The 12,695-nt window shown below is 60.1% G+C and carries 9 protein-coding genes; 1 reads left to right on the top strand and 8 read right to left on the bottom strand.

What is annotated here, in order from left to right:
- Positions 1 to 95 precede the first annotated feature (95 nt).
- The 8 genes from gcvP to arcD (K0F88_RS14410) all read right to left on the bottom strand — a co-directional run bounded on the left by gcvP (position 96) and on the right by arcD (K0F88_RS14410) (position 10,712).
- Positions 96 to 2,948, bottom strand: a complete 2,853-nt coding sequence (gcvP, locus tag K0F88_RS14445; RefSeq protein ID WP_219095486.1) for an aminomethyl-transferring glycine dehydrogenase — start codon at positions 2,946 to 2,948, stop codon at positions 96 to 98.
- Positions 2,949 to 2,959: 11 nt separating this feature from the next.
- Complete coding sequence (gene gcvH / locus K0F88_RS14440; protein WP_219095485.1) at positions 2,960 to 3,343, bottom strand: glycine cleavage system protein GcvH; 384 nt, start codon at positions 3,341 to 3,343, stop codon at positions 2,960 to 2,962.
- Positions 3,344 to 3,725: 382 nt separating this feature from the next.
- A complete protein-coding gene (locus tag K0F88_RS14435; RefSeq protein WP_219095484.1) occupies positions 3,726 to 5,234 on the bottom strand; it encodes a sigma-54-dependent transcriptional regulator in 1,509 nt (502 codons plus the stop codon).
- 218 nt (positions 5,235 to 5,452) lie between these two features.
- A complete protein-coding gene (locus tag K0F88_RS14430) occupies positions 5,453 to 5,815 on the bottom strand; it encodes a DUF5064 family protein (RefSeq protein WP_094471015.1) in 363 nt (120 codons plus the stop codon).
- A 12-nt stretch (positions 5,816 to 5,827) separates the two neighbouring features.
- Positions 5,828 to 6,757 carry a carbamate kinase gene (gene arcC / locus K0F88_RS14425; protein WP_219095483.1) on the bottom strand — a complete coding sequence of 310 codons (930 nt, stop codon included), beginning with the start codon at positions 6,755 to 6,757 and terminating at the stop codon, positions 5,828 to 5,830.
- Between the two features lie 155 nt (positions 6,758 to 6,912).
- The gene (locus K0F88_RS14420) at positions 6,913 to 7,923 is read right to left on the bottom strand and encodes an ornithine carbamoyltransferase (RefSeq protein WP_150639427.1); all 1,011 of its coding nucleotides are present in this window, start codon (positions 7,921 to 7,923) and stop codon (positions 6,913 to 6,915) included.
- A gap of 69 nt (positions 7,924 to 7,992) precedes the next feature.
- Complete coding sequence (gene arcA, locus K0F88_RS14415; RefSeq protein WP_219095482.1) at positions 7,993 to 9,249, bottom strand: arginine deiminase; 1,257 nt, start codon at positions 9,247 to 9,249, stop codon at positions 7,993 to 7,995.
- Between the two features lie 35 nt (positions 9,250 to 9,284).
- Complete coding sequence (arcD, locus tag K0F88_RS14410) at positions 9,285 to 10,712, bottom strand: arginine-ornithine antiporter (protein ID WP_219095481.1); 1,428 nt, start codon at positions 10,710 to 10,712, stop codon at positions 9,285 to 9,287.
- Positions 10,713 to 11,232: 520 nt separating this feature from the next.
- Here arcD (K0F88_RS14410) and arcD (K0F88_RS14405) point away from each other — a divergent pair.
- Complete coding sequence (gene arcD, locus K0F88_RS14405; protein ID WP_219095480.1) at positions 11,233 to 12,660, top strand: arginine-ornithine antiporter; 1,428 nt, start codon at positions 11,233 to 11,235, stop codon at positions 12,658 to 12,660.
- Positions 12,661 to 12,695: the final 35 nt, after the last annotated feature.

Here is a 12,695-nt window from a genome sequence, read left to right as displayed (position 1 = left end):
GTTGGCTGATCCACCGCCATCGCAGGCAAGCCAGCTCCCACAGGGTTTTGTGGTGTTCTTGAAAGTGGGGCGAGTAAACCCGCCCCCTTATTCTTTTAAGCGTAGCTTTCGATCGACGGGCAAGCGCAAACCAGGTTGCGATCGCCAAACACGTTGTCGACACGACCGACCGGTGGCCAGTACTTGCCTTCGATCAGCGACGCGACCGGGTACACCGCTTGCTCGCGGCTGTACGGATGCGTCCACTCGCCGACGATTTCCGCCGCGGTGTGCGGAGCGTTTTTCAGCGGGTTGTCGTCCTTGTCCAGTGTGCCGTTTTCCACTGCGCGGATTTCTTCGCGGATGCGGATCATGGCGTCGCAGAAGCGGTCCAGTTCTTCCTTGGATTCGCTTTCGGTCGGCTCGATCATCAGTGTGCCGGCGACCGGGAAGGACATGGTCGGGGCGTGGAAACCGAAGTCGATCAGGCGCTTGGCGACGTCATCGACGCTGATGCCGCTGCTGTCTTTCAGCGGACGCAGGTCGAGGATGCATTCGTGCGCCACCAGACCGTTGCTGCCGGTGTACAGCACTGGGTAGTGCTCTTCGAGGCGACGGGAAATGTAGTTGGCATTGAGGATCGCCAATTGCGAAGCGCGCTTGAGACCGGCGCCCCCCATCATTCGAATGTACATCCAGGTAATCGGCAAAATGCTTGCGCTGCCGAACGGTGCCGCGCAGACCGCGCCTTCTTTACGCTCCATGGTGCCGTGACCCGGCAGGAACGGGGTCAGGTGCGACTTGACGCCAATCGGACCGACGCCCGGGCCGCCACCGCCGTGCGGGATGCAGAAGGTTTTGTGCAGGTTCAGGTGCGACACGTCGCCGCCGAACTTGCCCGGTGCGCAGAGGCCGACCATCGCGTTCATGTTGGCGCCGTCGATGTACACCTGGCCGCCGTGGTCATGAATGATGCCGCAGATTTCGCGGATGCCTTCTTCGAACACGCCGTGGGTCGACGGGTAAGTGATCATCAATGCCGCGAGATGCTCGCGGTGCTCGATGGCCTTGGCGCGCAGGTCTTCGATGTCAACGTTGCCGCGGGCATCGCACGCGGTGACGACTACGCGCATGCCAGCCATGTTGGCGGTGGCCGGGTTGGTGCCGTGGGCGGACGACGGGATCAGGCAGATGTCGCGACGGTCTTCGCCACGGCTCTGGTGATAGGCGCGAATCGCCAACAGGCCGGCGTACTCACCCTGGGAACCGGCGTTCGGTTGCAGCGAGATCGCGTCGTAGCCAGTCGCGGCGCACAGCATCGCTTCCAGTTCGTCGGTCAGTTGCTGGTAGCCGGCGCTTTGCTCGGCCGGGGCGAATGGGTGCAGGGCACCGAATTCAGCCCAGGTCACCGGGATCATTTCGCTGGCGGCGTTGAGTTTCATGGTGCACGAACCCAGCGGGATCATGGTGCGATCCAGGGCCAGGTCCTTGTCGGCGAGCTTGCGCAGGTAGCGCATCAACTCGGTTTCCGAGTGATAACGGTTGAACACCGGGTGGCTGAGGATCGGCGATTGGCGAACCAGCGCGGCCGGGAGGGTGCTGGTCACGGAAGCGGCGAGGGCGGCGAAGTCTGGCAGCGCCTTGCCGTCGGCGAACAGGGCCCACAGGGTTTCCACGTCGGCTTGCGAAGTGGTTTCGTCGAGGGACAGGCCCAGACGCTCGGCATCGACGACGCGCAGGTTGATCTGCTGGGCGCGAGCCTTGTCGTGCAACGCGGCAGTGTTGGCGCCGGTTTTAAGGGTCAGCGTGTCGAAGAAGCTTTCTTGCTCGACGTTCAGACCCAATGCGCTCAAGCCTTTGGCCAGAATCGCGGTCAGGTGATGAATGCGGTTGGCGATCTGGGTCAGGCCTTTCGGGCCGTGGTACACGGCGTACATGCTGGCGATGTTGGCCAGCAAGACCTGCGCAGTGCAGATGTTCGACGTGGCCTTCTCGCGGCGGATGTGTTGCTCGCGGGTCTGCATGGCCAGGCGCAGGGCCGGCTTGCCGAAGCGGTCCACGGAGACACCGACCAGACGGCCCGGCATGTCGCGCTTGAACGCATCTTTCGTCGAGAAATACGCCGCGTGCGGACCACCGAAGCCCAGTGGCACGCCGAAGCGTTGCGCGCTGCCGATGGCGACGTCGGCGCCGAATTCACCCGGCGGAGTCAACACGGTCAGGGCCAGCAGGTCAGCGGCGACGGCGACCAGCGCGTTGGCGGCGTGGAAGCGTTCGGTCAGCTCGCGGTAATCGAACACGTCACCGTTGCTCGCCGGGTATTGCAGCAGGGCGCCGAAGAACGGCGTCACGTCAGTCAGTTCGAGTTCGTCGCCGACCACTACGTCGATGCCCAACGGCTCGGCACGGGTGCGCAGCACGTCGAGGGTTTGCGGGTGGCAGTGCACGGAGGCGAAGAAGGCATGGCTGCCTTTGTTCTTGCTCAGGCGCTTGCAGAAGGTCATCGCTTCGGCGGCGGCGGTGGCTTCGTCGAGCAAGGACGCGTTGGCGATCGGCAGGCCGGTGAGGTCACTGATCAGGGTCTGGAAGTTCAACAGCGCTTCGAGACGACCTTGGGAAATTTCTGGCTGGTACGGGGTGTACGCGGTGTACCAGGCCGGGTTTTCCAGCAGGTTGCGCAGGATTGGCGACGGCGTGTGGGTGCCGTAGTAACCCTGGCCGATGTAGGTCTTGAACAGCTGGTTTTTGCTGGCGATGGACTTGATCAAGGCCAGGGCATCGGCTTCGCTCAGGCCGTCTTCCAGACCGAGGACGCTGGTGCCCTTGATGCTGTCGGGGATGACGCTGGCGCTCAGGGCTTCCAGGGAGTCAAAACCGAGGCTGTTGAGCATGGCTTGCTCGTCGCCGGAACGCGGGCCGATGTGGCGGGCGATGAATTCGTTGGCAGTAGTCAGGTTGACTTGAGTCATGTCAGCGCTCCTCAGGCTTCGGCGTTGGCTTTGATCAGACGGTCGTAAGCGTCCTGATCCAGCAGTTTGGCGACAGCCGAGGCGTCGGTTGGCTGAAAGCGGAAGAACCAGCCTTCGCCCATCGGGTCTTCGTTGACCAGTTCAGGACTGCTGTCCAGCGCCGGGTTCACTTCCAGTACATCGCCGTCCAGTGGCATGTACACGCCGCTGGCGGCTTTTACCGATTCCACGGTGGCGGCTTCGGCGCCTTTGTCGTAGGACTGCAGCTCAGGCAGTTGTACGAAAACCACGTCGCCCAGGGCGTTCTGTGCGAAGGCGGTAATGCCGACAGTGACGCTGCCGTCAGCTTCGGTGCGCAGCCATTCGTGATCTTCAGTAAAACGCAACTCGCTCATGGAAACTCCTAAGGGGGCCAGACTGGTCTGGTGGACGCGATGGAATGCTTGGGCTAAAGCCCTGCTTTATGGGTGGTTACTAAGCAAGATCGCGGCCAATGTTATTTAGTCTTTATAAATCAATGACTTGAGTATTTTTAATGCGCACAGAAATCTGACGGCTGTAGCGAAATCGCTACAGTCAGAAGCAAAGAAAAAAGCCTAGGAGGATCAAAGCCTTGCACAGCGGTGATCGGGAGAGAGTGTAGCGATATCGTTCCGCTGTAGCGCTTTCAGTACAGATAGAGGTCGTTTTTAAACAGGTTTCAGGCAATACACAAATACCTGTGGGAGCAAGCAAGCTCGCTCCCACAGGTATTTGTGTATTGATGCGTTTGGCGCCTCACGGCTTATTGGGAATCCCGTACTTGCGCAACCGATGAGCAATCGCCGTGTGGGAGGTTTGCAGGCGGCTGGCCAGTTGCCGGGTCGATGGATAGCTGACGTAGAGTTTTTCCAGCAGCGTCTTCTCAAACTCTTCCATCGCCTGCTCAAGGCTATCAACGTCGCTGTCGCTCTGGCGCGCCACCGAGGTGCCGGCGATGTCGAGGTCGCCGATGTCCACCAGGCTGCTTTCGCAAATCGCCGCTGCACGGAAGATCACGTTCTGCAATTGCCGCACGTTGCCCGGCCAGCGGTTACCCAGCAGCGCCGGATAAGTCCCCGGCGCCAGGCGACAGACCGGGCGCTGGATCTGCGCGCAGGCCTGCTGCATGAAATAGCGCGCCAGCAGCAGGATGTCCTGACCGCGTTCACGCAGGGGCGGGACTTCGACATTCAGGACGTTAAGGCGATAGAACAAGTCTTCGCGGAACGAACCTTCGCTGACCATTTTTTCCAGGTTGCGGTGAGTCGCGCTGAGGATTCGCACATTGACCTTGACCTCGCGATCACCCCCAACTCGCCGGAAGCTGCCGTCGTTGAGGAACCTCAGTAACTTTGCCTGCAAGTACGGCGACATTTCACCGATTTCATCGAGAAACACCGTGCCTTGGTTCGCCAGCTCCATCAGCCCCGGTTTGCCGCCCCGTTGCGCACCGGTAAAGGCGCCGGGGGCGTAGCCAAACAGTTCGCTTTCGGCGAGGTTCTCCGGCAATGCCGCGCAGTTCAGCGCCAGGAACGGCGAACTGTGCCGGGCGCTGATGGCGTGGCAGGCCCGCGCCACCAGTTCTTTGCCGGTGCCGGTTTCGCCCTGGATCAGCAACGGCGCATCCAGTGCCGCCACGCGCTGGGCGCGGGCCTTGAGGGTACGGATCGCCGGGGACTCGCCGAGCAACGCGTCGAAACCTTCGGCGTGATCGTGGTGCAGCGCCGAGAGGCGTTCGCCGATGCGATTCGGCTGATACAGGGTCAGCAGGGCGCCGGCGTCGGTGATCGGGGTGGCGTCCAGTAGCAACGTCTGGCCGTTGACGGTGATTTCGCGAAGCGGCAGGCGGAAGCCATTTTCGAGCAATACGCCGAGCAGCGCCGGGTCGTCGAACAGGTCGGCGACGCTTTCACCGGCCGGTTCGCGACCGTACAACGCGATCAGCGCCGGGTTGGCCAGCAGCACTTTGCCGTCGCTGTCCAGGGCCAATACCGGGTCGGTCATGGCGGCGAGCAGCGCATCGAGCTGCAAGTGCCGCCGTTGCCCCGGAAGGATGTCGACCACCGTCATCGCTCGCACGCCACGCACGCTGAGCAACGCGTCGCGCAGTTCTTCGAGCACTTCAGGGCTCAGGGTCGGAGCGTCGATGTAAACGTTGGGCGGGACCATTTCCACCGCATCCAGATTGAGATTACGCCCACCGAGCAGGGCCAGGACTTCCTGGGTAATGCCGACGCGGTCGATGAAGCTGACGTGGATACGCATGGGGGCGATATTGGTTCTGGTGAGCGGAGGGTGGCAAGTATGCCTTGGGGCGGGCGAATGGTGAAATCCTGCGCGGGACTTCAGGGTGACACATGAACCCTGTGGGAGCGGGCTTGCCCGCGATAGCGGAGTGTCAGACAACATAGAGGTTGAATGTTACACCGCCATCGCGGGCAAGCCCGCTCCCACAGGTACAGCGTTCATCCAGGGGAATAGGGTTACTCGAAGTTCTCGAGGTTTACCGGGTCGCCGGATTTCATATCCAACTGCTTGCGGATGTCTTCAAACATCAAGTCGTAATGCTTGTGAACCGAGCCGATCTGGCTATGTGTCTTCGGGATTCCGTACTTCTCGGCAATAGTTGTCACGTTGTTGGCGAAGTTGTAGGCCTCAACTTTGGGTAGAAAGAAGGTCTCCGTCATGTCCTTTCCCTGCATGCTGCCGTGCATGGTGAACAATATTCCTTTGCCTTTCTGAGGATCCTGCGAGACCTCATAGTCGAGGTGCACGTTGTAGCTGACATCATCCGAGTTCAGCGCGTGGCGCTCGATGTGCAAGTGACCGGGCTCAAACGTTGCCATTGACGTTTCTCCTTATAGATAAGTAATGCCAGGTGTCGCCGTGCTGATGCGCGTGCCGGCCTTGCCCTGGACGATTGCTTCGATGTCCGAGAGTGAACCGATCACTGCAGTTTTTCCAGTATGGCGGGCAAACTCGCAGGCGGCCTGCACCTTCGGTCCCATGGAACCGGCGGCAAAGCCGAGTTTTTCCATGTCGTCGGGGTGGGCCTGGGCGATGGCTTTCTGGGTCGGTTTGCCAAAGTCGATGAACGCGGCGTTGACGTCGGTGGCGATCACCAGCAGATCGCTTTCCAGCTGTTCGGCCAACAGCGCCGAGCACAGGTCTTTATCGATGACCGCTTCCACGCCTTGCAGTTTGCCGCTGGCGCCGTACATCGTCGGGATGCCGCCACCGCCGGCGCAGATCACGATGCTGCCTTTTTCCAGCAGCCATTTGATCGGGCGGATTTCGAAGATGCGTTTGGGTCTCGGGCTGGCCACCACGCGACGGTATTTGTCGCCGTCCGGGGCAATCGCCCAGCCTTTCTCGGCGGCGAGTTTTTCCGCTTCGGCCTTGGCGTAGACCGGGCCGATGGGTTTGGTGGGGTTCTGGAACGCCGGGTCGTTGGCGTCGACTTCGACCTGGGTCAGGAGGGTGGCGAAGGGCACTTCGAAATCCAGCAGGTTGCCCAGTTCCTGTTCGATGATGTAGCCGATCATGCCTTCGGTTTCGGCACCGAGCACGTCCAGCGGGTACGGCGAAACCGAGGTGTAGGCGGCGGCTTGCAGAGACAGCAGGCCGACTTGCGGACCATTGCCATGAGCGATCACCAGTTCGTTGCCGGCATAAATCTTGGCGATCTGTTCAGTGGCGACGCGGATGTTGGCGCGCTGATTGTCCGCGGTCATGGGTTCACCCCGGCGGAGCAGGGCGTTACCGCCCAGAGCAACGACGATACGCATAATGCAGTCCTTCTAGACAGAGAAGTAACGGGCGACACAGTTCCCTGTGGGAGCGTGGATTGCCCGCGATGCAGACACCTCGGTGCATCAGGTACACCGCGGCGATCCTATCGCGGGCAAGCCACGCTCCCACAAAGAGCCGACCGCATCGGTGCTTAGATATCCGCCAACGCTGACACCAGGATCGCCTTGATGGTGTGCATGCGGTTTTCCGCTTGCTCGAAGGCGATGTTGGCCGGCGATTCGAAGACTTCTTCAGTCACCTCCACGCCATTGGCCAGGTTCGGGTAGCGCGCGGCGATGTCTTTGCCGACCTTGGTTTCGCTGTTGTGGAACGCCGGCAAGCAGTGCATGAATTTCACGCGCGGGTTGCCCGAGGCTTTCATCATCGCCGCGTTGACCTGGTACGGCAGCAGTTGCTCGATGCGCTCGTCCCACGCTTCCACCGGCTCACCCATCGACACCCAGATGTCGGTGTGGATGAAGTCCACGCCCTTGACCGCCTCTTTCGGGTCTTCGGTGATGGTGATACGCGCGCCGCTTTCCTCAGCGAAGGCTTTGCACTGGGCGATGAAATCAGCGTGCGGCCACAACGCTTTCGGCGCGGCGATGCGCACATCCATGCCCAGTTTGGCGCCGATCATCAGCAACGAGTTGCCCATGTTGTAACGGGCATCGCCGAGGTAGGCGTAGCTGATGTCGTGCAGCGGCTTGTCGCTGTGCTCACGCATGGTCAGGGTGTCGGCGATCATTTGCGTCGGGTGGAATTCGGCGGTCAGGCCATTGAACACCGGCACACCGGCGAACTTGGCCAGCTCTTCGACGATTTCCTGTTCGAAGCCCCGGTACTCGATGGCGTCGAACATCCGCCCCAGCACGCGGGCGGTGTCTTTCATGCTTTCCTTGTGGCCGATCTGCGACGACACCGGGTCGATGTAGGTGACGTGGGCACCCTGGTCATGGGCCGCGACTTCGAAGGCGCAACGGGTGCGGGTCGAGGTTTTTTCGAAGATCAGCGCGATGTTTTTGCCTTGCAGGTGCGGACGCTCGGTGCCGGTGTACTTGGCACGCTTGAGGTCGCGGGACAGGTCCAGCAGGTAATTGAGCTCGCGAGTCGTGTGGTGCATCAGCGAGAGCAGGCTGCGGTTGCGCATATTGAAAGCCATTTTGGATCTCCTTGGGTTTCGGTTATCCGCCTGCTTCACGCTTTATAAGCGCGAAGCAGGGCATAAAAATTAATAGTCGATAGGGTCGCGAATGATCGGGCAGGTCATGCAGTGGCCGCCGCCACGGCCGCGTCCCAGTTCGCCGGCGCTGATGGTGATGACTTCCACGCCGGCCTTGCGCAGCAGGGTGTTGGTGTAAGTGTTGCGGTCATAACCGATCACCACGCCGGGCTCCAGGGCCACCACGTTGTTGCCGTCGTCCCATTGCTCGCGTTCGGCGGCGAAGCTGTTGCCGCCGGTTTCCACCACGCGCAGCGTTTTGAGGTTGAGGGCCTTGGCGACGGTGTCGAGGAAGCTGGTTTCTTCTCGGCGAATATCGATGCCGCCCGGTTTGCTTTCGTCAGGGCGCAGGGTGAAGGCGACGATCTGGTTCACCACCTCCGGGAAAATCGTCACCAGGTCGCGGTCGCAGAAGCTGAACACGGTGTCCAGGTGCATTGCTGCGCGGGATTTCGGCAGACCGGCGACGATGACTTTCTCCACGGCTTTGTTCTTGAACAGGTTCACCGCCAGTTGGCCGATGGCCTGGCGGGACGAACGCTCGCCCATGCCGATCAACACCACACCGTTGCCGATCGGCATCACGTCGCCGCCTTCAAGCGTGGAGCTGCCGTGTTCCTTGTCCGGGTCGCCGTACCAGATCTCGAAGTCGGCGTTGGTGAACTGTGGGTGGAATTTGTAAATGGCGGTGGCCAGCAGGGTTTCCTGACGACGCGCCGGCCAGTACATAGGGTTCAGCGTCACGCCGCCATAGATCCAGCAGGTGGTGTCGCGGGTGAATTGGGTGTTGGGCAGCGGCGGCAGAATGAAGCTGGAGTGGCCGAGGAAATCGCGGAACATCTGGATGGTCTTGCCACCGAAGCTGTCCGGCAGGTCATCGGCAGAGACGCCGCCGATCAGGAACTCGGCGATATGGCGCGGCTCCAGGCTGCGCAACCACGAACCCACTTCGTTGATTAGACCGAGGCCGACCGAGTTGGCGGTGACCTTGCGTTCCAGAATCCAGTCCAGGGCTTCGGGGATGGCGACGATGTCGGTCAGCAGGTTGTGCATTTCCAGCACATCGATGTTGCGTTCACGCATCTTGGTGACAAAGTCGAAATGGTCGCGCTTGGCCTGGGCCACCCACAGCACATCGTCGAAAAGCAGCTCGTCGCAGTTGTTCGGGGTCAGCCTCTGATGGGCCAGGCCTGGGGAGCAAACCATGACTTTGCGCAGTTTGCCGGCTTCGGAATGTACGCCGTACTTAACTTTTTCCGTGGTCATTACAGTGATCCTCCAGATGACAAATGAGTCGTGTGTTACAGGGTCAGGAAGCCGTCATACAGGCCGTAGGCCGCCACCAGGGCGCCGACGACAACAGCGGCAAAAATCAGCTTCTCGACGTTGGTGAAAACCGGTTTGTTGACTTCCAGCTTGGCCTTGGCGAACAGGATCGCGCCGGGGGCATAGAGCAGGGCGGAGAGCAGCAGGTATTTGACGCCGCCGGCATAGATCAGCCAGATCGCGTAGATCAACGCGACGGCGCCGATAAACAGGTCTTTGCTGCGTTCGGCCGCTGCGTTTTCATAGCTCTCGCCACGCACCGCCAAAAGCAGGGCGTAAGCTGCTGACCACAGGTAAGGCACCAGAATCATCGAAGTGGCGAGGTAGATCAGCGACAGGTAAGTGCTGGCCGAAAACAGGGTGATAACCAGGAACAGCTGCACCATTGCGTTGGTCAGCCACAAGGCATTGACCGGCACATGGTTGGCGTTTTCCTTGCGCAGGAACGCCGGCATGGTGTGGTCCTTGGCGGCGGCGAACATGATCTCCGCACACAGCAGCACCCACGACAGCAACGCACCGAGCAGGGAAATGATCAGGCCAACACTGATCAACGCTGCGCCCCACGGACCAACGACGTGTTCCAGTACCGCCGCCATCGAGGGGTTCTGCAGTTTGGCCAATTCCGGTTGGGTCATGATGCCCAGCGACAGCACGTTCACCAGCACCAGAAACAGCAACACGGTGATGAAACCGATCACGGTGGCCTTACCGACGTCGCTGCGTTTTTCCGCGCGGGCCGAGAAGATGCTCGCGCCTTCGATGCCGATGAACACCCACACGGTAACCAGCATCATGTTGCGCACCTGGTTCATCACGCTGCCCAGGTCCGGGTTTTTCAGACCCCAGATGTCGGCGGTGAAGATGTCCAGTTTGAACGCGAAAATCGCGATCAGGACAAACAGCACCAGCGGCACGATCTTGGCGACAGTGGTCACCAGGTTGATGAACGCCGCTTCCTTGATCCCCCGCAGCACGAGGAAATGCACTGCCCAGAGCAGCACCGACGCGCCGATCACGGCCGCGACGGTGTTGCCTTCGCCGAAGATCGGAAAGAAGTAGCCGAGGGTGCTGAACAGCAACACGAAATACCCGACGTTGCCCAGCCACGCACTGATCCAGTAACCCCAGGCGGACGAGAAACCCATGTAGTCGCCGAACCCGGCCTTGGCGTAGGCGTAGACACCGCCATCCAGGTCAGGTTTTCGGTTGGCGAGGGTCTGGAAGACGAACGCGAGGGTCAGCATGCCGACCGCGGTGATGGCCCAACCGATCAGCACGGCGCCGACGTCGGCACTGGCGGCCATGTTCTGGGGCAAAGAGAAAATCCCGCCACCAATCATAGAGCCGACAACCAGTGCAACCAGTGCGCCGAGTTTCAGTTTTCCGGGGGTATCAGACATTGCATGACTCCAATGCAGGAGAAGAGAGACAACAGACTAAATCTATTAACTGTTCAATTAGCTGACATGGATCAGTGCATGGGCACATTCCATTGTTAATGAAAGACTTATGAACTTTTCGCGGTCATAACTGTATAACCGCAAATGCCCTTTCCAGAGGCCTTGGCTAGATTTAATGGCCGCAACCCGGAATTACTTGGAGTTTTGAAGCTAGTCTGTTTTCGGGTTTACGCAAATTTTTGACGTCTGTTTTCAGTACAGAATTGATTTATCAGGATTGACACACAAAACTGTTAAGCACCGATGAGCCATAGATTGATCGGTTATAAATAAAAGACGTTATTTTCCGTTAACTAATAAACGGTTAAATCCGTTATCCATTTAGTTAAAGTTTATCCATTTGAGGCTAGGGAGCTTGCTCCCGCCGGATCGCGAAGCGGCCCCGAAGAGGGACTGCTGCGCAGTCAGCGGGAGCAAGCTCCCTCGCCACAAGTTCAGTGCTGTGAAAAGGGGATGTCGCATGTCGCAACCGACGCAAAAGCTTCGCCTGAGTGCGCTGATCGCCCTGGTGGTGGGATCGATGATTGGCGGCGGGATTTTTTCCTTGCCGCAAAACATGGCCGCGCGTGCCGATGCCGGGGCGATATTGATTGGTTGGGCCATCACCGCCGTCGGCATGCTGACCCTGGCCTTCGTGTTCCAGACCCTGGCCAATCGCAAACCCGAACTGGACTCCGGGGTGTACGCCTACGCCAAGGCCGGGTTCGGCGATTACATGGGTTTTTCATCCGCGTGGGGTTACTGGATCAGCGCCTGGCTGGGCAACGTCGGGTACTTCGTGTTGCTGTTCAGCACCCTCGGTTATTTCTTCCCGGTGTTCGGCCAGGGCAACACGCCGATCGCCATCGGCTGCGCCTCGGTGCTGCTGTGGGCCGTGCATTTTCTGGTGATGCGCGGGATCAAGGAGGCGACGTTCATCAACCAACTGACCACCGTGGCCAAGATCGTGCCGCTGATCATGTTTATCGTCATCGCCGCCGTCGCTTTCAAGGCGGACGTCTTCACCCGCGATATCTGGGGCAGCAGCAACCCGAATTTCGGCGGCGTGATGGAGCAGGTGCGCAACATGATGCTGGTCACCGTGTTTGTGTTCATCGGCATTGAAGGCGCCAGTGTGTACTCGGCCAGGGCGGAGATGCGCTCGGATGTCGGCCGGGCCACGGTGATCGGTTTTCTCGGCGTGTTGGCGTTGCTGGTGCTGGTGAACGTGTTGTCCCTGGGGATCATGAGCCAGCCGGAATTGGCGACCCTGCAAAACCCGTCACTGGCAGCGGTGCTTGAGCACATTGTCGGCCCTTGGGGGGCGCTGCTGATCAGCATCGGCCTGGCGATTTCGCTGTTGGGGGCGTTGTTGTCCTGGGCGCTGCTTTGCGCCGAAATCCTCTTCGCTACGGCCAAGGACAAGACCATGCCGGCCTTCCTGACCAAGGAAAACGCCAACCATGTGCCGGTCAATGCGCTGTGGCTGACCAACGTGATGATCCAGATTTTCCTGCTGATCACGCTGTTTTCGGCAGGCACTTACACCAGCCTGATCTACCTCGCATCGTCGATGATCCTGGTGCCGTACCTGTGGTCGGCGGCGTATGCGGTGCTGTTGAGCGGACGCGGCGAAACCTATGAACACGCGTCGGCCGAGCGGACCAAGGACCTGATGATCGGCGGCATCGCCCTGGGTTACGCGGTGTGGTTGTTGTACGCGGGCGGGGTGAAATACCTGCTGCTGTCGGCGTTGTTGTATGCGCCAGGGGTGATCTTGTTTGCCAAGGCCAAGCATGAGCAGGGCGAGCCGTTGTTCACTCATATCGAGAAAGGCATTTTTACCTGCGTCATCAGCGGGGCGGGGCTGGCGGCGTATGGGTTGTACAGCGGGTTGCTGTCGTTGTGAGGTGGCTGCGGGCACCGGTTTTGTGTTGAGTGTTC

Origin of the sequence: Pseudomonas sp. UMAB-40 (assembly GCF_900095275.1) — a bacterium.
GTDB classification, from domain to species: Bacteria; Pseudomonadota; Gammaproteobacteria; order Pseudomonadales; family Pseudomonadaceae; genus Aquipseudomonas; species Aquipseudomonas mandelii_B.
Note: the sequence above shows the minus strand (reverse complement) of the source record. Positions and strands in the feature narration are given on the sequence as shown.